General features: G+C 61.3%; 19 protein-coding genes. 15 read left to right on the top strand and 4 right to left on the bottom strand.

Translation table 11 applies throughout. The features are described 5' to 3' along the window. The first annotated feature begins 28 nt into the window (after positions 1–28). Positions 29–1,369 carry an MFS transporter gene (locus BCA01S_RS15335; RefSeq protein ID WP_027777657.1) on the top strand — a complete coding sequence of 447 codons (1,341 nt, stop codon included), beginning with the start codon at positions 29–31 and terminating at the stop codon, positions 1,367–1,369. A 6-nt stretch (positions 1,370–1,375) separates the two neighbouring features. Here the strand turns inward: BCA01S_RS15335 and BCA01S_RS15330 are convergent, their stop codons facing one another. Next, positions 1,376–2,899 (bottom strand): CoA-acylating methylmalonate-semialdehyde dehydrogenase, encoded by a 1,524-nt coding sequence (locus tag BCA01S_RS15330; protein WP_027777656.1) that lies wholly within the window; start codon positions 2,897–2,899, stop codon positions 1,376–1,378. A gap of 326 nt (positions 2,900–3,225) precedes the next feature. Here BCA01S_RS15330 and BCA01S_RS15325 point away from each other — a divergent pair, with 326 nt between their 5' ends. Then, positions 3,226–4,635 (top strand): MFS transporter, encoded by a 1,410-nt coding sequence (locus tag BCA01S_RS15325; RefSeq protein WP_027777655.1) that lies wholly within the window; start codon positions 3,226–3,228, stop codon positions 4,633–4,635. Between the two features lie 19 nt (positions 4,636–4,654). On the opposite strand, the gene BCA01S_RS15320 is transcribed toward BCA01S_RS15325, so the two are convergent. After that, positions 4,655–5,725 (bottom strand): hypothetical protein, encoded by a 1,071-nt coding sequence (locus tag BCA01S_RS15320; protein ID WP_027777654.1) that lies wholly within the window; start codon positions 5,723–5,725, stop codon positions 4,655–4,657. A 171-nt stretch (positions 5,726–5,896) separates the two neighbouring features. On the opposite strand from BCA01S_RS15320, the gene BCA01S_RS15315 reads away from it, so the two are divergent. Together BCA01S_RS15315 and BCA01S_RS15310 are read left to right on the top strand one after the other, a co-directional pair. Beyond that, a complete protein-coding gene (locus tag BCA01S_RS15315) occupies positions 5,897–6,808 on the top strand; it encodes a LysR family transcriptional regulator (RefSeq protein ID WP_027777653.1) in 912 nt (303 codons plus the stop codon). Positions 6,809–6,940: 132 nt separating this feature from the next. Next, on the top strand, positions 6,941–8,083 hold the full coding sequence (locus tag BCA01S_RS15310; protein ID WP_027777652.1) for a DSD1 family PLP-dependent enzyme: 1,143 nt from the start codon (positions 6,941–6,943) through the stop codon (positions 8,081–8,083). Between the two features lie 18 nt (positions 8,084–8,101). Here the strand turns inward: BCA01S_RS15310 and hpaR are convergent, their stop codons facing one another. After that, complete coding sequence (gene hpaR / locus BCA01S_RS15305; protein ID WP_042318719.1) at positions 8,102–8,509, bottom strand: homoprotocatechuate degradation operon regulator HpaR; 408 nt, start codon at positions 8,507–8,509, stop codon at positions 8,102–8,104. 192 nt (positions 8,510–8,701) lie between these two features. On the opposite strand from hpaR, the gene BCA01S_RS15300 reads away from it, so the two are divergent. The 10 genes from BCA01S_RS15300 to BCA01S_RS15250 all read left to right on the top strand — a co-directional run bounded on the left by BCA01S_RS15300 (position 8,702) and on the right by BCA01S_RS15250 (position 16,121). Then, the gene (locus BCA01S_RS15300) at positions 8,702–9,475 is read left to right on the top strand and encodes a fumarylacetoacetate hydrolase family protein (RefSeq protein WP_027777650.1); all 774 of its coding nucleotides are present in this window, start codon (positions 8,702–8,704) and stop codon (positions 9,473–9,475) included. After that, on the top strand, positions 9,472–10,230 hold the full coding sequence (locus tag BCA01S_RS15295; protein ID WP_027777649.1) for a fumarylacetoacetate hydrolase family protein: 759 nt from the start codon (positions 9,472–9,474) through the stop codon (positions 10,228–10,230). Before BCA01S_RS15300 ends, BCA01S_RS15295 begins: the two co-directional genes overlap by 4 nt. Before the next feature lie 28 nt (positions 10,231–10,258). Further along, positions 10,259–11,716 (top strand): 5-carboxymethyl-2-hydroxymuconate semialdehyde dehydrogenase, encoded by a 1,458-nt coding sequence (hpaE, locus tag BCA01S_RS15290; protein WP_027777648.1) that lies wholly within the window; start codon positions 10,259–10,261, stop codon positions 11,714–11,716. Between the two features lie 62 nt (positions 11,717–11,778). Continuing rightward, a complete protein-coding gene (hpaD, locus tag BCA01S_RS15285) occupies positions 11,779–12,642 on the top strand; it encodes a 3,4-dihydroxyphenylacetate 2,3-dioxygenase (RefSeq protein WP_027777647.1) in 864 nt (287 codons plus the stop codon). Positions 12,643–12,662: 20 nt separating this feature from the next. Next, positions 12,663–13,064 (top strand): 5-carboxymethyl-2-hydroxymuconate Delta-isomerase, encoded by a 402-nt coding sequence (locus tag BCA01S_RS15280; protein ID WP_027777646.1) that lies wholly within the window; start codon positions 12,663–12,665, stop codon positions 13,062–13,064. Positions 13,065–13,106: 42 nt separating this feature from the next. Further along, the gene (hpaH, locus tag BCA01S_RS15275) at positions 13,107–13,910 is read left to right on the top strand and encodes a 2-oxo-hept-4-ene-1,7-dioate hydratase (RefSeq protein WP_027777645.1); all 804 of its coding nucleotides are present in this window, start codon (positions 13,107–13,109) and stop codon (positions 13,908–13,910) included. An 8-nt stretch (positions 13,911–13,918) separates the two neighbouring features. Next, entirely contained in the window at positions 13,919–14,722 is an 804-nt protein-coding gene (gene hpaI, locus BCA01S_RS15270; protein WP_027777644.1) for a 4-hydroxy-2-oxoheptanedioate aldolase, read from the top strand. 99 nt (positions 14,723–14,821) lie between these two features. Then, on the top strand, positions 14,822–15,157 hold the full coding sequence (locus BCA01S_RS15260; protein WP_020068292.1) for an ArsR/SmtB family transcription factor: 336 nt from the start codon (positions 14,822–14,824) through the stop codon (positions 15,155–15,157). Then, positions 15,154–15,681, top strand: a complete 528-nt coding sequence (locus BCA01S_RS15255; RefSeq protein WP_027777643.1) for an SRPBCC family protein — start codon at positions 15,154–15,156, stop codon at positions 15,679–15,681. Before BCA01S_RS15260 ends, BCA01S_RS15255 begins: the two co-directional genes overlap by 4 nt. A 23-nt stretch (positions 15,682–15,704) precedes the next feature. Continuing rightward, on the top strand, positions 15,705–16,121 hold the full coding sequence (locus BCA01S_RS15250) for a DUF1801 domain-containing protein (protein WP_027777642.1): 417 nt from the start codon (positions 15,705–15,707) through the stop codon (positions 16,119–16,121). A 55-nt stretch (positions 16,122–16,176) separates the two neighbouring features. On the opposite strand, the gene BCA01S_RS15245 is transcribed toward BCA01S_RS15250, so the two are convergent. Further along, the gene (locus tag BCA01S_RS15245) at positions 16,177–18,327 is read right to left on the bottom strand and encodes a tetratricopeptide repeat protein (protein WP_027777641.1); all 2,151 of its coding nucleotides are present in this window, start codon (positions 18,325–18,327) and stop codon (positions 16,177–16,179) included. A 211-nt stretch (positions 18,328–18,538) separates the two neighbouring features. Between BCA01S_RS15245 and BCA01S_RS37115 the strand changes: the two genes are divergently transcribed. After that, positions 18,539–18,940, top strand: coding sequence for a DUF2946 domain-containing protein (locus tag BCA01S_RS37115; RefSeq protein WP_084166868.1), 402 nt, complete (start codon positions 18,539–18,541; stop codon positions 18,938–18,940). Positions 18,941–18,960: the final 20 nt, after the last annotated feature.

Raw genomic sequence — 18,960 nt, 5'->3', positions numbered from 1 at the left:
TCCAGACATTGGTAGGAGATGAATTCCGGTGAGCAGTACGTTCCGTTCGCTGCGCAACTTCAATTACCGTGTGTGGGCGAGTGGTGCGATCGTCTCCAATGTCGGTACATGGATGCAACGCACCGCGCAGGACTGGCTGGTCCTCACGGAACTCACGCAACACAATGCGACTTCCGTGGGTATCGTAATGTCGCTGCAGTTCGGGCCGCAAATGCTTTTACTGCCGCTCACCGGCTATGCGGCCGATCATTTCGACCGCCGCAAGCTCCTGTTCATCACGCAGGCGGCCATGGGCAGTCTCGCGCTTGGCCTTGGGCTGCTTACGATTACCGGCCTCGTGCAACTCTGGCAGGTCTACGTTTTCGCAGGACTGCTCGGCTGCGTAACCGCATTCGATTCGCCCGCGCGTCAGACTTTCGTGTCGGACCTCGTCGGCGAAAGCGATCTTTCCAATGCGGTCGCGCTCAACTCCACGTCGTTCAATGCCGCGCGAATGATCGGTCCGGCGGTGGCGGGTCTGCTGATCGCGTCGGTTGGAACGGGCTGGGTGTTTCTGATCAACGCGCTCTCGTTTATCGCCGTCCTCGGCGCGTTGCGCATGTTGCGCGCTCGCGAGCTACATGCAAAGCCTCGTGCAATGCGCTCGCGCGGCAGCTTCGTGGAAGGATTCCGCTATGTATGGAAGCGCCCCGATCTGAAGGCGGCGCTGCTCATGCAGTTCCTGATCGGCACGTTCGGCCTTAACTTCCCTATTTTTATTTCGACGATGTCCGTCACCGCATTCCATGCGGGCGCGGGCGAATACGGCGTGTTGAGTTCGACCATGGCGATCGGTTCCGTCACCGGCGCGCTGCTTGCGGCGCGCCGCGCACAACCGCGCATGGCTTTGCTGCTCGGTGCCGCGGCAGTATTCGGCGTGGGCTGCACGGCAGCTTCGCTAATGCCGAACTATGTGCTCTTCGGCGTGATGCTCGCCTTCATCGGTGTGTCGACGCAAACCTTCAACACATCCACCAACAGTCTCGTGCAACTCTCCACGGAGCCGGCCATGCGAGGCCGGGTGATCGCGATCCTGCTCGCCATTGCGCTCGGGGGCACTCCGCTCGGCGCGCCCGTGGTGGGCTGGGTAGCAGACCGTTTCGGCCCGCGCTGGGCGCTTGGCGTGGGCGCGGCGTCGGGCTTCGCCGCCGCGCTCGTGGGCCTGCTGTACCTCGTCAAATACAGGGGCTTTCGCGTGTACGTGGACGCGGGACGTCTGCGCTACAGCATTGACGAGCCGCGCCAGGCGCCGCCGTATGTGAGCCCCGCGATAGCCGTGCAAAACGCCGTCCTGGATGAAGCGGAAGAAGAGTCTTCATCAGGTGTGTAGCGCGAGTTACTTCGCGACCGGCATCGTGAACTCAGCACCCTTTGCGATGCTATCCGGCCAGCGCTGCATGATGCTCTTGTACCGTGTATAGAAGCGCACGCCTTCTTCGCCATACGCATGATGATCGCCGAATAGCGACCTCTTCCATCCGCCAAACGAGTGCCACGCCATTGGCACTGGAATGGGCACATTGATGCCGACCATACCGACCTGAATTTGCCGGCCGAAAGCGCGCGCCACACCGCCGTCCGACGTAAAGAGCGACACGCCGTTACCAAACTCATGCGCGTTGATGAGTTCCACCGCGCTGGCGAAATCGGGCACCCGCACCACGGCAAGCACTGGGCCGAAGATCTCTTCCTTATAGATCTTCATTTGCGTGCCGACATTGTCGAACAGCGTTCCGCCAATGAAGAAGCCTGCTTCGTTCGTGACCGGATGCGCGCGGCCGTCCACGATGAGCGTCGCACCCTCTTCTTCGCCCGATGCGATATAGCCCGCGACTTTCGCCTTGTGCTCCGCGGTCACGAGCGGGCCCATTTCAGCGTCGAGGTTCTCGCCGTTCTTGATCACGAGCGACTTGACGCGCGGCACCAGCTTTTCGATCAACTTGTCGGCGACGTTACCCACTGCTACCGCCACCGAAATTGCCATGCAGCGCTCGCCAGCTGATCCGTATGCCGCGCCGATCAGCGCGTCGACGGCCTGGTCGAGATCGGCGTCGGGCATCACCACGAGGTGATTCTTGGCACCGCCGAGAGCCTGCACGCGCTTGCCGCGCTTCGACGCCTCCGCATGGATGTACTCGGCGATCGGAGTCGAACCGACGAACGACAGTGCGGCGACGTCCGGATGTTCAATGAGTGCATCGACGGCCACCTTGTCGCCGTTGACCACATTGAATACGCCGCCCGGCAGACCGGCTTCTTTCAACAGTTCCGCAATGCGCAGCGACGCCGAAGGATCGCGTTCTGACGGCTTCAGCACGAAAGTGTTGCCACAAGCCAGCGCCACGGGGAACATCCACATGGGCACCATAACCGGGAAATTGAACGGCGTGATGCCCGCGACCACGCCGAGCGGTTGGCGCAGATTCCAGTTGTCGATGCCGCCGCCGATCTGGTCGGTGAAATCGGTCTTCAGCAGATTCGGAATGCCGCACGCGAATTCGACCACTTCGATGCCACGCACGACCTCCCCTTGCGCGTCCGTGAACACCTTGCCGTGCTCGCGCGTAATGAGCATCGCGAGTTCGTCGTGGTGCTTGTTGAGCAGTTCTTTGAACTTGAACAGAATGCGTGCGCGCTTGAGCGGCGCGGTTTCACTCCACGCGGCGAAGGCGGCTTTCGCGGATTGCACTGCAGCATCCACTTCCTCGATCGACGCCAGCGCGACCGCCCCTGTCACTTGACCCGTCGCGGGATTGAACACTTCCTTGAAGCGGCCGCTGGTCGGGTCGATCGCAGCCCCGCCGAAATAGTGGCCGATCTGTTGAACCGAAAGTTTCGCTTGTTCGTTTGCTGCGTTCATTGATTACCTCGGATTCGGGATGTGCCGCGGCATTCGGACCGGGCGGACAGACGGATTGGAGTCCGTCAACTGTATCGACGCTGCGCCGCATATTCCCGATACAGCAAAACAGAACCGCGCCTCACTGTATTGTTTTTTGTGCGGCAACTGTGCTGGGAGCGCCGCGCGTGACCGGCGGCGTTGTGCGTTCTTCCGCATTGCAGCATGCACTTGCCGCAAGCCTCGGCCCCGTCGTACAAATCCTGGCTTGCATAGTTGGCGCGCCGGACGCCAAATGAGGCAGCCGCAGAAGCTGGTCACCCAAAAATCAGGTGAGGAGGCGCAACATGACAACGAATGTATCGGTGGATGACCGCAAGCATCGCGGGCAGGCGCGCAAGGCAACCGCCAGTGGCTGGATCGGCTCGGCACTCGAATACTACGATTTCTTCATTTACGCGCAGGCAGCGGCGCTGATCTTTCCTCAGCTGTTCTTTCCGTCCGGCAATCCAAAGATCGCGATCGTCGCCTCGCTGGCGACTTACGGTGTGGGTTACGTCGCGCGGCCAATCGGCGCGTTCGTGCTCGGACATTGGGGCGACACGCATGGCCGCAAGAACGTTCTGCTGCTGTGCATGTTCCTGATGGGCTTTTCGACGATGGCGGTGGGCCTGCTGCCCACCTATCAGCATGTCGGCTTGCTTGCACCCGCGCTGCTCGTTGTACTTCGGCTGATTCAGGGCTTTGCGGTCGCCGGCGAAATCTCGGGCGCGAGTTCGATGATTCTCGAACATGCGCCATTTGGACGACGCGGCTATTACGCCAGTTTCACGCTGCAAGGCGTGCAGGCCGGACAGATTCTCGCTGCCGCCGTGTTTCTGCCGCTCGCCTATTACATGGAGGAGAGTTCGTTCAATTCCTGGGGCTGGCGCATTCCATTTCTACTGAGTGCCGTGGTGCTGGTGGCCGGCTACATCATCCGGCGCGCGGTCGAGGAAACGCCCGCTTTCGCCAAAGAAGACGCGAGCGGCGGCGTGCCGAAGTCGCCGATTGCCGAGGCGTTCCGCTACAACTGGGTGGACATGCTGCGCGTGGTCGGCTGCTCGCTGATGAACGTGATTCCCGTGGTCGCGACGATTTTCGGCGCTGCCTATGCGGTGCAGGCCGCGTACGGTATCGGCTTTTCGAAAAGCGTTTATCTATGGATCCCGGTGATCGGCAACATTGTGGCCGTGCTCGTGATCCCGTACGTGGGCAATCTGTCGGACCGGATCGGGCGACGCCTGCCGATCATAGTCGGCGCACTCGGCGCGGGGCTGCTCTCATTTGCGTACCTCTATGCGATCAGTATTCACAACGTAGGGCTCGCGATCGTCATGTCGATCCTCATGTGGGGCATTGTCTACCAGGGCTATAACGCCACGTTCCCGAGTTTCTATCCAGAACTTTTTCCCACCCGCTCGCGCGTCTCCGCGATGGCGATCGGGCAGAACATCGGGACGACGATTACGGCGCTGCTGCCCGCACTATTTGCGTATGTCGCGCCGCCGGGATCGCACAATGTTCCAATCACGATTGGAGCGATCACGTTCGGCATCACGATCATCGCGGCGGTGACCGCATGGAGCGCGCGGGAGAACTACCGGGTCAAACTGTCCGATCTGGGCCAGCCGGGCGCGGTGCCGCTCGACAAGACCAGCTACGACCGGCTGAGGGCAGAAACAATGGCGGAATCGAAAAAGGCCGTGGCTTCATAGGCAGAAAAACAATGCGCGTTTAGCGCCATTGCGCAGTCAACTCGTTAGCGAGGACCATTTGCTCACGCACCCGCTCAATAAAGGCTGCCTCGATACCGCTTTGCGCCTTGAGAAATTTTAGCGCTGCGGAATGTACCGCGCGCATCGACCCGCCGTCTATTGCGCCGATGCGCGCCGCGTTGCGCCGCGTTTCCTCGACCAGATCGCGCGCGCCGCTGAAATCGGGCGACAAGCCACTCTGCGCTTCGAAGCTCGCTCGCAAACGAGCAGCGTATTCGCGCGACTGTCCAAGCTGATCCATGTCGATGAGCAGATCGACTCCTTGCCCCATTCGCCACGCGCAAAGAATCCATAGCGCGACGAATGCCCGGTATGCATTATTGCCTTCCGCGCTGCGTGCGTACTGTTCGCAGGCCATTGCGTAGGCGTCGTCGGAAGCCGGCGTGGCGGGCGGCAACTTCACATCGCACATGTCGATGACCTGCTTCACCACCGGTTCCGCACGATTCAATCCGAGCACGCGAAAAGGCGCGGCAACAAAAAACGGATTACGCCATTGCTGGTTGAGTAGCCAGCCGGAAGCAAATTGCGAAGCGGGATTGCGCAACACACCAACGTGCATCGCATCGGGAAAGGCGTGTCTGAGCCACGGCAACCTTCCCGACGACCGGCAGAACTTGAACACCGGCACGCTGCCTTGCCGCGTCGAGTGATCGCACAAGTTGCGTAAATATGCGTGCAGCGCGGGGAATCCGGCATCCGGCACGTCGCCGAAACGGTCGATGCTGAATTGCCTGCTGTAGCCGGCCACACCGCGCGCGCCTTCATGCAGAAACGGCGTGTACTCGTCGAAGTAAGGGGCGTCGAGCGGCGGATGTCCCGAGGTCAGCGTGGGACGGCTTGCGGCGACATCTGCGAGGCTCAAATCGGCAAGTACATTGCTGAGCGGCTCGTAAAAGGCGGTCACAGCGTTGAGCGCCCGAAGACGGGACCACACCCAGGTGCCTGCGCTTCGCCACCCAGTGTGCAGAAATACGCCCTGTTTCAGGGCACTTTTCGGTGCGGCGTCGACCTCATGTGACAACGGCATCGGTGTTCTCTTTTAGTGAAGCGATAGGGAATCATGCTGCGCATACTGTAGCGTTTTGAGCTGTCGTCTGCGTTACAGAAGCACCACTTTACCTTTCATCCTGCACCGGCACTGGAAGCGTGCAGGCAAACGCATTAAGCTCCATGGTCCTGGACTGAAAACCGCACCTTCATGAACGACTCCGCCGATATACGCTTCCTGCTGACGATACGCGAAAGTGGCAGCCTTGTCGCCGCGGCGCGAAAGTTGGGGCTGTCACCTTCGGCGATCACGCAGCGTCTGCAACAACTGGAGAAGAAGCTCGGTGCCCAACTGCTCAACCGCAGCGCGCGACGCCTTCAATTTACCGAAGAAGGCACGCTGCTCTGCGAACGCGGCGCGGAACTCGTACAGCAATTCGATACGCTGTTCGAAGATCTGCAGATGCGCCGCGGGGGCCTGGTCGGCACATTGAAAGTCAACGCGCCGCTCGGTTTCGGGCGGCGTTACGTGGCGCCCGCGATTGCCGACTTTCAGCAGCAGCATCCGGATATCGACGTCGCGTTGACGCTGTCGGACCAGCCGCTCATGGATACGGCTGAACGCTTCGACATCGTCGTGCATATCGGCGACCTGCCGATATCCAACCGCGTGGGTTACACGATCGCCCCCAACGCGCGCTTCGTATGCGCGGCGCCCGCGCTCGTCAAACGTATAGGCGCGCCCGAGTCGCCCGACGACCTCGCCGGGCTGCCGTGTATCGTGCTGCGCGAGAATAACGAAGACGTCACCCTCTGGCAGTTCAGCCGCGGCCGCACACGCCGCAGCGTACGCGTTTCATCGCACTTGAGCTGCAACGACGGCGACGTGATCCGTCAATGGGCATGCGAAGGCCGCGGCGTGATCCTGCGTTCCGAATGGGACGTTGCGGACGACATCGCGAAAGGAAGGCTCGTGCGCTTGCTGCCCGCGTGGAAAACTCCGGACGCGAACGTCATCGCGCTCACCCATCAACGTGCTGGCTTGCCCGCGCGTACACGAACTTTCATGCAGCACTTGCAGGCGAGATTCCGGCCGCTGCCGCCGTGGCGAATCTCGCATTAAGCCAGACTGAATCTATGAATTCGATCCGTTGAAGTTTCGCGCCGCATGCCGACTTTATAATTGGCGCCTGGTGTTCCGCTCCCACGGGCTTGAGCCGTATCCTCGAAACCCCGCCCACTTCCCGGTGAAAGCATGAAACTCGAACAGATCGAAACGCCCGCGGCCCTGATCGACATTGGCCGGATGCAAAAGAACATTGCGCGTATGCAGGCGCACATGAACACGCTCGGCGTCGCGTTCCGTCCGCATGTAAAGACCACCAAATGTATCGACGTCGTGCGAGCGCAAATTGCCGCCGGCGCGCGCGGCATTACTGTCTCCACGCTAAAGGAAGCCGAAGCGTTCCATGCCGCCGGCGTGAATGACATTCTTTACGCAGTCAGCATCGCGCCTTCGAAACTGCCGCGAGCATTGGCGCTGCGCCGCCAGGGCTGCAATCTCAAGCTGGTGGTGGACAACCCGACCGCGGCAGCGGCCATCGCCGCGTTCGGCGATCAGCATGGCGCGACGTTCGAGGTATGGATCGAAGTAGACACCGACGGGCACCGCTCAGGCATCACGCCGGAGCACGAGAGCTTGCTCCACGTCGGCCGCATTCTGCACGAGAACGGCATGACGGTCGGCGGTGTCATGACGCACGCAGGCTCCAGTTACGAACTCGACACACCTGAAGCGCTCGCCGCGCTGGCGGAACAGGAACGCGCCGGCTGTGTTCGCGCCGCGCAGCGCTTGCGCGAGGCTGGCATCCCTTGCCCGGAGGTCAGTGTCGGATCCACACCCACGGCGCTCGCTGCCACACAGCTGGATGGCGTGACCGAGGTGCGGGCGGGCGTCTATGTATTCTTCGATCTCGTCATGCACAACGTCGGCGTTTGTGCGCTCGAGGACATTGCGTTAAGCGTGCTGGCCACCGTAATCGGTCATCAGCCCGAGAAAGGATGGGCCATACTCGACGCCGGATGGATGGCTTTTAGCCGCGATCGCGGCACGTCGAAGCAGGCGCACGATTTCGGCTACGGTCAGCCGTGTCTGCTCAACGGCACGCCGCTTGCCGGCTACGTGGTGAGCGGCGCGAACCAGGAACACGGCATTCTTTCACCGACCGAAGAAGGCGCGCACGAAGCTAACGGCGACATTACGCAACGCTTTCCGATCGGCATGAAACTGCGCATTCTGCCCAACCACGCGTGCGCGACCGGCGCGCAGTTCCCCGAGTACCACGCCGTTGCGCCAGACGGCCAGAGCACGCCCTGGATGCGTTTCCAAGGCTGGTAAGCAACGCCGCGTGCCCGCTCAGTCGTCTTCTTCCTCGAGACCGGCCAGCAGATCGTCCACGGCGCGATAAACCCGCCCGACGATCTCCGGCCCCACCTTGCGCTCCAGCTCCCGATAGTGCGCCTCCAGATCCTTGGAGATCACGCGCACCAGTTCGACGCTCGTGTCGGTTAGCGACACGAGCACGCGGCGCTGATCTTCCGCGAAACGCTCCTTCGTCACAAGCTCCATGCTCTCCATGCGTGCGAGCACGCCTGCCATGCTGGGACTCGAAATCGTGCAGATGTCGGAGATATGACGCGGCTCCATCGGGCCGTGCTCGTTGAGCGCGCGAATCACGCGCCATTGCTGCTCAGTCAGTCCATGCGCGGTAATCAATGGGCGAAAACGCTCCATCATTTTTTCTCGGGCGCGCAGCAACAGCATCGGCAGATTGCGGTGCAAAACTCGTGTGGAAGCGGACGAAGACATAGTGGACGATGGTTGGAAGCAGCCGTCGAAGCTTAAGGGAAAACCCGCGATCAGCCGACTGGCTATTGACCCTGGATCATATCAAGCGCAATACTACTAACATGTTAGTGTTTATGCCAAGTATCCATTCAGAGGCACTGTCAGGTCATGTTTGCACTTGCCGATCATCTGCTGCACCCTGAAGGCGACGCGCTGCCTCGCGACGTAGACGCGCATGCCGCAGCGGCGTTACTCGCGCGCGGCATCGCCTGCCGTCCGCCGGTTAGCGGCGCGATCTACGGAACATTGCTCAATGACCGTGCGGCGCTAGAGGCGCTAGGCGATGCAATGCACGCAGCGCCGTACAAATCACCGCCGAAAGCGCCGGTTCTTTATCTGAAGCCGCGAAACACGCTTGCGGGACATCGTGGGCAAATCGTCATACCCGACGACACACTGGGCGTCGAAGTAGGCGCGTCGCTCGGCATCGTGATTGGGCGCAACGCGACGCAGGTGAGCGCGGAGCGCGCGTTCGATTACATCGCGGGCTATACGGTCGTGGCCGATCTCAGCGTGCCGCATGCGAGTGTGTACAGACCGTCGGTACGTTTTCGCGCCCGCGACGGTTTCTGTGTGGTAGGGCCTGCGGTTGTCGCGGCGCGTCATGTTGCGAATCCCGACGAGCTGGCCATCGCCGTGTCGCTGAACGATGCGGGTGCTTTCGCGGCCAGCACCGCTTCGTCGGTACGCGATGTGGCGCGACTGCTTGCCGACATCACCGAATTCATGACGCTCGCGGCGGGCGACGTCATCACGCTCGGCGTTCCGCATGGCTCGCCCATTGCCCACGTCGGCGACGCGGCGACCCTGTCGATCGGCGCGCTGCCGCCGCTTCACGTGTCGTTCATCGGCCCAAAAGAATTAGACGGAGAACAGCCATGATGCGCGGCCGTGTTGCTTACGCCGGAGCGATTCACGAAGCCTATCCGCATCCACAAGGCGTGCTGCTTGCAGACGGCCGCGTGTGCCGCGAAGATCAGATCGTCTGGCTCGCGCCCATTGAAGTCGGCACCATCTTCGCGCTTGGCTTGAATTACGCTGAGCACGCGAAAGAGTTGCAATTCAACAAGCAGGAAGAGCCGCTCGTTTTCCTGAAGGGACCGGGCACGGTTCTCGGTCATCGGGGCTTTACGCGCCGCCCGGCCGACGTCGCCTTCATGCACTACGAGTGCGAGCTCGCTGTCGTAATAGGCCAGGGCGCACGCAATGTGACGCGCGACAATGCGATGCAACACGTGGCCGGCTATACGATCGCCAACGACTACGCGATCCGCGACTACCTCGAAAACTATTACCGCCCCAACCTGCGCGTGAAGAATCGCGACGGCGGCACGGTGCTCGGCCCATGGTTCGTCGACGCAGCCGACGTTGAAGACGTCACGCAACTGGAGTTGCGCACGTTCGTCAACGGCACGCTGCAACAGCGCGGCAATACGCGCGATCTCGTGACCGATATTCCCGCGTTGATCGAATATCTGAGCAGCTTCATGACGCTCGCACCCGGCGACGTGATCCTCACAGGTACGCCCGAGGGCATCGTCAATGTCGATGCGGGAGACGAAGTGGTGTGCGAGATAGACGGCCTCGGCCGTCTCGTCAATACGATTGCATCCGACGCGGACTTCGGCCGCGCCTGACCGCCAGAAAAAAGCAAAGGACAACGCAATGCGAATCGAACATCTGATCAACGGCAAAGCAGGCGGCGCGAAAGATTACTTCGAAACGGTCAATCCGGCGACGCAAGAAGTACTTGCGGAAGTGGCCCGTGGCACAGAGGCGGAAGTCGATGCCGCGGTGCGAGCCGCAAAGGAAGCATTCCCCGCATGGGCGGGCAAGCCCGCTGCGGAACGCGCAAAGTTGATTCGCAAGCTCGGCGAGCTGATCGGGAAGAACGTGCCCGAGATATCGGACACCGAAACGAAGGACACAGGCCAGACCATTTCACAGACGCGCAAGCAACTCGTGCCGCGCGCGGCCGACAACTTCAGCTATTTCGCCGAGATGTGCACACGCGTGGACGGCCACACCTACCCTACCGACACGCATCTGAACTACACGCTTTTTCATCCGGTCGGCGTGTGCGCGCTCATTTCGCCGTGGAATGTACCGTTCATGACGGCCACGTGGAAGGTCGCGCCCTGTCTCGCGTTCGGCAACACCGCGGTTCTGAAAATGAGCGAGCTGTCGCCGCTTACTGCGTCGATGCTCGGCAACCTCGCTCTCGAAGCGGGAATCCCGGCCGGCGTGCTGAACGTCGTGCATGGTTTCGGCAAAGAAACGGGCGAGCCGCTAGTCGCGCATCCGGACGTGCACGCGGTCTCCTTTACCGGATCGACTGCGACGGGCAACCGGATCGTGCAGAGCGCCGGACTCAAGAAGTTTTCAATGGAACTCGGCGGAAAGTCGCCGTTCGTCATTTTCGACGACGCCGATTTCGAACGTGCGCTCGATGCTGCCGTATTCATGATCTTCTCGAACAACGGCGAACGCTGTACGGCCGGCTCGCGGATCCTCGTGCAAAAGTCGATTTACGCGAAATTCGCTGAACGCTTTATCGAACGTGCGAAGCGTCTCACGGTTGGCGATCCGCTTGCCGACAGCACGATCATCGGACCGATGATCAGCCAGGGGCACCTGGCGAAAGTGCGCAGCTATATCGAACTCGGACCGAAAGAAGGCGCAACGCTTGCCTGCGGCGGTCTCGACATGCCCGGGTTGCCCGACTCCATGCGTCATGGCAACTTCGTGATGCCTACGGTATTCGTCGATGTCGACAACCGTATGCGTATTGCGCAGGAAGAGATTTTTGGCCCCGTTGCATGCCTGATCCCATTCGACGACGAAGCCGACGCGATCAGACTCGCTAACGACATCTCATACGGTCTTTCGAGCTACATCTGGACGGAGAACACGGGGCGCGCGCATCGTGTTGCGGCCGCCGTCGAAGCCGGCATGTGCTTCGTCAACAGTCAGAACGTGCGCGACCTGCGCCAGCCGTTCGGCGGTACGAAGGCATCGGGCGTGGGGCGCGAAGGCGGTACGTGGAGCTATGAAGTATTCCTCGAACCGAAGAACGTTTGCGTGTCGCTCGGTTCGCATCACATTCCACGCTGGGGCGTCTGACACGCCGACGTGTCGAGCGCGAGCCGCACTGCGTTTCGCGACATAAACAAGAGGAGACCGCGATGGGCAAACTCGCGCTGGCAGCAAAAGTGACACACGTGCCGTCGTTATATCTGTCCGAGCTCGACGGTCCGCACAAGGGTTGCCGTCAGCCCGCAATCGACGGCCATCGTGAGATTGGCCGGCGTTGCCGCGAACTGGGCGTGGATACCATCGTCGTGTTCGACGTGCATTGGCTCGTTAATAGCGAGTACCACATCAATTGCGCGCCGAAGTTCGAAGGCATCTACACGAGCAACGAATTACCGCATTTCATCAAGAACATGCCCTACGCGTATCCGGGCAACGTGGACCTCGGCAATCTGATTGCGGAAGTGGCTAACGAAATGGGTGTGAAAAGCCGCGCGCATAGCGAGACCACGCTCGAACTCGAATATGGCACGCTGGTGCCCATGCGCTATATGAACGGCGATCAGCACTTCAAGACGGTGTCGGTAGCCGGCTGGTGCATGTGGCATGACCTTGATACAAGCGCGCGCTTTGGGCTTGCGGTGCGCAAGGCGATCGAAGAGCGTTACGACGGCACCGTCGCGATTCTGGCAAGCGGTTCGCTGAGTCACCATTTCGCCAACAACGGCACCGCCGAGCAGTTCATGCATAAAGTATGGAGCCCGTTTCTCGAACAGATGGACCGCCGGGTTGTCGAGTTGTGGCAAGCCGGCGACTGGAAGACGTTCTGCGAAATGCTGCCGCTTTACAACGAAAAATGCTGGGGCGAAGGCGGCATGCACGACACGGCGATGCTGCTGGGCGCGCTCGGCTGGGACCGCTATGACGGCAAGGTGGAAGTCGTCACGCCTTATTTCGGCAGTTCGGGTACGGGCCAGATCAATGCGATCTTTCCAGTGACTCCACTGACCGCCTGACTTGCGTAAAGGAGACTGACGTGCCGCATCTAACACTCGAGTACAGCGCGAATCTTGCTGACGCAGAAAGTATTGGCCGCCTGTGCAATACCCTCGCTCAATGCCTCGCTGAACAGCGCGATAACGAACAACGTGTCTTTCCGCTCGGCGGCATTCGCGTCCGCGCGTTGCGATGTGAACACTATTGCATCGCAGACGGACGCGCCGACGCAGCATTTCTCCACGCAATCCTGAAGATTGCCGCAGGCCGCTCCGATGCCACGAAGAAGGCAACGGGCGATGCGCTATTCGCGCTCATCAAACAGCACTTCGCCAATGAGTTCGAACAGAGCGGACTAGCGTTATCGCTCGAAATCAACGAATTCAGCGAAGCCGGCACCTGGAAACATAACAACCTGCACGCGCGGCTCAAAGCGCAGTAGCGAGCCGGAACACACTGACTGCGGCTCAATAGAGAACTCATCATGCTAGACCAACAAACCATTCGCGAGCTCGCCGCCCAACTCGACAACGCAGAGAAAACACGCACGCAATTGCGCCACTTTTCCGCGGCTTATCCGCAGATGACTGTCGAAGACGGTTACGCAATCCAGCGCGAATGGGTGAACCTCAAGCTCGCCGAAGGACATGTGATCAAGGGGCGCAAGATCGGCCTCACGTCGCGCGCGATGCAGCGTTCTTCGCAGATCGACGAGCCGGACTATGCGCCGCTGCTCGACAGCATGTTTATCGAAAACGGTCAGGACATCCGCGCGGACCGCTTCATTGCGCCGCGCGTCGAAGTCGAGCTTGCCTTTGTGCTCAGCAGGCCCCTGAAAGGCCCGGGCGTTACGCTGTTCGACGTGCTCGACGCAACGGCTTATGTGACGCCCGCAGTGGAAATTATCGACGCGCGCATCGAGCAATTCGACCGCGAGACGCGTGCCCCGCGCAAGGTCTACGACACCATTTCCGACTTCGCGGCGAATGCGGGCATCGTGCTGGGCGGGCGTCCGGTGCGTCCGCTCGATGTCGATCTTCGCTGGGTCGGCGCGTTGCTCTACAAGAACGGCGCCGTCGAAGAAAGCGGGCTTGCGGCCGCGGTGCTGAATCACCCGGCAACCGGCGTCGCGTGGCTCGCGAACAAGATCGCCCCATACGACGAAATGCTGAATGCGAACGACGTGATTCTGAGCGGTTCATTCACGAGCCCGATCCCCGCCAAAGCGGGCGACACCTTCCACGTCGATTATGGTCCGCTAGGCGGCATCGGTTTGAACTTCATCTGAGCACGCACATGTCCCTGCCGCAGAACACATTCAAACGCGCACTGCGTGAAGGTACGCCGCAATTCGGCTTGTGGGCGGCGCTGGCCGACGCCTACGTGACCGAGTTGCTCGCCACTGCCGGTTTCGACTGGCTATTGATCGACAACGAGCACGCACCGAACGACGTGCGCAGCACGCTCGCGCAGTTGCAGGCGGTGGCGGCTTATACGTCGCATGCAGTGGTACGTCCCGTGCGAAGCGATAGCGCGTTGATCAAGCAGCTGCTCGACATCGGCGCGCAGACGTTACTACTGCCGATGATCGACACCGCCGTCCAGGCGGTCGAAGCGGTGGCGGCAACGCGTTATCCGCCGCAAGGCATTCGCGGCGTGGGCAGCGCATTGGCGCGCGCGTCGCGCTGGAACCGCATCCCCGACTACCTGACCCGCGCCGCAGACGAACTCTGCGTACTGGTTCAGGTGGAGACCGTGGAAGGCATGAACAACCTGGCGGCGATTGCCGCTGTCGACGGCGTGGAAGGCGTGTTTTTCGGCCCCGCGGATCTGAGTGCGTCGATGGGTCTGCTCGGCCAACCCGGCGAGGCCAGCGTGCGCGAGGCGATTCGCGGCGGCATCGAAAGCGTACGGCGCGCGGGCAAGGCAGCGGGCGTACTGGCGCCGGATCGGGCGATCGCCGAAGAATATCTTGCGGCCGGCGCGTCGTTTGTCGCTGTCGGAACGGATACGGGTTTGCTGAGCCGCGCGGCAGCAGATCTGGCGGCATCGTATAAGAACGCTGCGGGATCGCACGTCAGCGTGCGGGGCGGGTACTAAAAAGCCGCAAGCAAGGCCGCAATCATCACCGTAAGGCGACCGCGTTTCGTCATGCCTCGCGGCTTGACATTTATATACTCCGCGAGGTATATAAGCACCATGGACTCAACATTTGCTGTCATCGCCGAGCCGAGCCGCCGCGCTATCCTCAGTCTGCTTGCCTCTTCGGAGCAATCCGTGGGCGATATCGAGGAACAGCTCAAGCTCTCGCAGCCCTCTGTTTCAAAGCATCTGCGAGTGCTTCGGGACGCCGGCTTCGTTGAGTCGCGTGTCGAGGCGCAGCGGCGTGTGTATCGGATCAAGCCCGAGCCGCTCATGGAAATCGACGCCTGGCTCGCTCCGTTTCGCCGTTTCTGGTCGGTTCATCTCGACGCGCTCGAGCGTCATCTCGATCAGACCCATCCCGCACCGCCCCGCAAGGAGAAGAAACGATGAGCAATCGCGAGTCTTACAGGCCCGGTCCTGCTGCCGGAGCCAAAGTTCAGAAAGACGGAGACAGATGGACACTCGTCCTCGTGCGTGAGTTGCGCCATTCGCCGGAGAAAGTGTGGCAAGCGCTGACGGATCCTGCCAGCTTGCGCGAATGGGCGCCGTTCGACGCGGACCACAGCCTCGCCTCGGTCGGTCCAGTGAAGCTCTCCACGGTAGGCACGCCCACACCGCAAGTGTCCGAGACCCAGGTGACGCGCGCCGACGCGCCCAACCTGCTCGAGTATCGCTGGGGCGAGAACGATCTTCGCTGGCAACTCGAAGCGCTCGGCGACGGCACGCGTCTCACGCTATGGCACAACATCGATCGCAACTTCATATCGATGGGTGCGGCTGGCTGGCACATCTGCCTCGACGTGCTCGACCATTTGCTTGCCGACGATCCGATTGGACGTATCGTCGCCGGCGAAGCAATGAAATTCGAGTGGCCGCGCCTGAATACCGAATACGCAAAGCAGTTCGGCCTTTGAACCGGAAAGCCGAGGAGAACGATATGAACCGCTCCGCTTCCACAGAAACCCAGTCGGCCTCCGAACTGATCGACAAAAGAATCGCGGACCTCGCAGACTGGCGCGGGACGACCTTGAGCGCGATGCGCAAGCTCATCAAAGAGGCTGATCCGGATGTGGTGGAAGAATGGAAGTGGATGGGCACGCCTGTGTGGTCGCATGATGGAATCATCTGCACGGGCGAGTCTTACAAGTCGGTCGTGAAACTGACCTTCGCGAAGGGGGCATCGTTGGAAGACCCGGCGAAGCTGTTCAACTCGAGTCTCGACGGAAACGTGCGGCGCGCAATCGACATTCATGAGGGTGAAGAACTCGACGCAGATGCGTTCAAGTGGCTCATTCGAGCCGCAATCGCGTTGAACACGTCCAGCAAAAAGGCAAAGCCGAAGCGGGCGAAGTAGTCGCGGCTCAGAGCCGTAGTGCCAGCGAGTCGAGGCGCGCTTGCGCCGCTCCTTGTTAATTGCGCACGCCGAATCGCGCCACGCACGCCTGCCTCACTCTTTCGACGACCACGGCCCACTCCTCTCCTCGCTCGCGGCGAAATAACCGCAGCGTGTGCGGATACCACGGCGAATCGCTACGCTCGTGCATCCAGCGCCAGTCGACATCTTTTTCCGGCAGGATCACCCAGCAAGGTTTGCCCAGCGACGCAGCGAGATGCGCGATCGACGTATCCACGCAAATCACTAGATCGAGTTGCTCGACGATCGCAGCGCTGTCGGCCAGATCGGTCACCATCGAGCCGAGGTGAAGCAACGGCTGACTGGCACGCAGATTTCGTGCTTCGTCCTCGCCCTGCCCCTTTTGCAGACTCACGAAACTCACGCCGTCTACGCTCCACAGCGGCGCAAGCGTCGCGAGCGACGGAATCGAGCGGTTCGCGTCGTTATGATGCTTCGCGTTTCCCTTCCATACGAGGCCGATCCTGCGACCCGGCGGCAGTGCGTCGAGCACGGTCCGCCACCGTTCGACGAGCGACGGTTCCACCGCAAGCCGGACCGGTCGCGGGATGGTGTCGACAGCCGTGCGCAGATGCAGCGGCGCACTCAGCAGACTCGTCCAGCAGTCGTAAGCGGAGGCGCGCGCGACGGCCGTGTCGTGGTCGAGTACGGCATCAACGCCGTCTACGCAAGCCATCAGCCTATGCAGCGCGGGCGCGCAGGCGAACGCGATATGCGCTGCGCCCTGCGCCTTGAGCAAGGCGAAATAACGGCTGAATTGCAGCATATCGCCGAGACCGTCTTCCTGCCAGACGAGCAGCGAACGCCCCGACAGCGCGTCGCCCTGCCATTGCGGGCAATTTAGTCTCTGAGCCGTGTGCCGATGCACGAAACCGGCTAGTCGATAACGGCATTCGTATAGCCGCCACCCTTCGTCGAAACGCCCCATGCCGAGCAGCAACGTGGCTAGACCGAAGCAAGCGTCGCCGTAATCGGCACGCAATTCAAGCGCGCGACGGTACGCACTTTCAGATTCGGGCAAGCGCTTCAGCTGTGCGAGCGTAGCGCCGAGGTTGTAATGCGCTTCCGCGAGATCGGGATGAACGCACAGAGCCTGCTCGAAGCACTCAACAGCTTCAGGCAAGCGATCGAGCAGGCGCAGAACGCAGCCGAGATTGTTGTGCGCGGGCGCGATGCCGGGCCGCAGACGAACCGCTTCCCGGTATGCCTCTGCGGCCTCGGTCAAACGTTCGAGCTTGAAGAGTGTAATGCCGAGGTTGTAGTACGCCTCGGCGTAATCGGCACGAAGCGCAATTGCCTTGCGGTAGGCCGCCTCCGCCTCGGGCAGCCGCTGCAGATCGGTCAACGTGGCCCCGAGATTCACGTGGGCTTCCGCGTAATCGGGCCGCATGGTCAACGCAAGCCGGCACGCAAGTTCCGCCTCGGTCAGGCGCTGCGCTGCCTTGAGCGCGCCGGCAAGGTTATTCAATGCCTCTGGATACTGCGGTCTGATCGTGAGCGCCTCGCGATAAGCAGCGTCCGCTTGCGCGACGCGGCCAAGGTCCATCAATACGTTGCCCAGGTTGTTGTGTGCTTCCGCATGCGCCGGCAATCGGACGAGCGTCTCGCGATAAGCGGCTTCGGCCTCATCCACGCGTTGCAGTGCGTGCAGCACGACGCCGTGGTTGTAATGCGCTTCTGCGTGATCCGGGCGTAGCACGAGCGCCCTGCGGTACGACGCTTCCGCATCTTCGTGGTAGCCCTGTGCATAAAGCACTGCGCCTAGCTGATTGTGGGCATCCGCATGGCCGGGCTGCAGAACGATCAGTTGCCGGTAGATTGCCTTTGCCGCGGACAGACGTCCACGCGCTTTCAGCAGCGCGCCGAGGCTTTCATATACCTCGACGTAGCCCGGCATCATGCGCAAACACCGGCGCCAATAACGCTCGGCATCGTCCGGCTCGCCGAGACGGCACGAAGAAGCGCCCGCAAGGTTGAGCGCGTCGGCCATTGCGTGAATCGTAGCGTCGTCCAGCGCGCTTTCGTCCCGCTCGATCACCGGCATGACGGTCGATAATGCCGCAGCGAATTGATCCGCGGAATAAAGCGCCATCGCCTGCTGGTTCAGTTCGGTGATAGAAGAGGCAAGCGTCTGCGTGAGAGTCATGAGTCGGGTTACGTTGCGGTCTGGCGTTCGCGCACGGAATCGCGCATGTTGCGCGAAAGCGAACATGTATCACGCAGATTAAGCGATGCGGCGCGATTGTAACGGCGCGAAATGAGCGGTTTTACGCCGTCAATCCGCTGCTATAGCCGGCATCAGGCAGAAAAAAGCGGCGCGCAATGCTAGAATCGCCCGCGTTTCCTTGCTCATCGCCATGACTCCACGTTCCCGCAACCGTCTGACAGCCTGGCTTGGCCTCATCGCCATGTGGCTCGTCGTGTTTGCGCCCGCCGTGAGTCAGGTGCTGGCGTCCAACCGCGCGCAGGAGCCGATCGCCGCGTTGTGTTCGGCGCTGCAAACGGTCCAGCCCGGCGCGGCAGATCAGGCAGCCCATGCCGATGCAATGGCGGTGCATCTCAGTCACGACGACGCCTTCGGCGCTTGCGGGTACTGCCATCTCCTGCAACATCACGTGGCAATGCCCACGGTTGCCGCAACGCCCGCGCCGCTAGCCGTTATGGTTGCGGGCACTGCACCGCCTGTTCTCTCCACCCGCTTCACACCGCTCGGCGCGTTTCCGTCCGGGCGCCCAAGAGCCCCCCCTGTCGTTTCCTGATTGTCGTTGTTTCTGATCGC

It is taken from the genome of Paraburkholderia caledonica NBRC 102488, from assembly GCF_000685095.1.
GTDB classification, from domain to species: domain Bacteria; phylum Pseudomonadota; class Gammaproteobacteria; order Burkholderiales; family Burkholderiaceae; genus Paraburkholderia; species Paraburkholderia caledonica.
Note: the sequence above shows the minus strand (reverse complement) of the source record. Positions and strands in the feature narration are given on the sequence as shown.

Excerpts from the sequence above, each read along its gene's own strand:
- hpaR (WP_042318719.1), bottom strand. The coding sequence starts at position 8,509 with ATGCTGTTGCTGCGCGCCCGAGAAAAAATGATGGAGCGTTTTCGCCCA.
- BCA01S_RS15255 (WP_027777643.1), top strand. The coding sequence starts at position 15,154 with ATGAGCAATCGCGAGTCTTACAGGCCCGGTCCTGCTGCCGGAGCCAAA.
- BCA01S_RS37115 (WP_084166868.1), top strand. The coding sequence starts at position 18,539 with ATGACTCCACGTTCCCGCAACCGTCTGACAGCCTGGCTTGGCCTCATC.
- BCA01S_RS15260 (WP_020068292.1), top strand. The coding sequence starts at position 14,822 with ATGGACTCAACATTTGCTGTCATCGCCGAGCCGAGCCGCCGCGCTATC.
- BCA01S_RS15300 (WP_027777650.1), top strand. The coding sequence starts at position 8,702 with ATGTTTGCACTTGCCGATCATCTGCTGCACCCTGAAGGCGACGCGCTG.
- BCA01S_RS15325 (WP_027777655.1), top strand. The coding sequence starts at position 3,226 with ATGACAACGAATGTATCGGTGGATGACCGCAAGCATCGCGGGCAGGCG.
- BCA01S_RS15295 (WP_027777649.1), top strand. The coding sequence starts at position 9,472 with ATGATGCGCGGCCGTGTTGCTTACGCCGGAGCGATTCACGAAGCCTAT.
- BCA01S_RS15245 (WP_027777641.1), bottom strand. The coding sequence starts at position 18,327 with ATGACTCTCACGCAGACGCTTGCCTCTTCTATCACCGAACTGAACCAG.
- BCA01S_RS15315 (WP_027777653.1), top strand. The coding sequence starts at position 5,897 with ATGAACGACTCCGCCGATATACGCTTCCTGCTGACGATACGCGAAAGT.
- hpaE (WP_027777648.1), top strand. The coding sequence starts at position 10,259 with ATGCGAATCGAACATCTGATCAACGGCAAAGCAGGCGGCGCGAAAGAT.
- hpaD (WP_027777647.1), top strand. The coding sequence starts at position 11,779 with ATGGGCAAACTCGCGCTGGCAGCAAAAGTGACACACGTGCCGTCGTTA.
- hpaI (WP_027777644.1), top strand. The coding sequence starts at position 13,919 with ATGTCCCTGCCGCAGAACACATTCAAACGCGCACTGCGTGAAGGTACG.
- BCA01S_RS15320 (WP_027777654.1), bottom strand. The coding sequence starts at position 5,725 with ATGCCGTTGTCACATGAGGTCGACGCCGCACCGAAAAGTGCCCTGAAA.
- BCA01S_RS15330 (WP_027777656.1), bottom strand. The coding sequence starts at position 2,899 with ATGAACGCAGCAAACGAACAAGCGAAACTTTCGGTTCAACAGATCGGC.
- hpaH (WP_027777645.1), top strand. The coding sequence starts at position 13,107 with ATGCTAGACCAACAAACCATTCGCGAGCTCGCCGCCCAACTCGACAAC.
- BCA01S_RS15310 (WP_027777652.1), top strand. The coding sequence starts at position 6,941 with ATGAAACTCGAACAGATCGAAACGCCCGCGGCCCTGATCGACATTGGC.
- BCA01S_RS15250 (WP_027777642.1), top strand. The coding sequence starts at position 15,705 with ATGAACCGCTCCGCTTCCACAGAAACCCAGTCGGCCTCCGAACTGATC.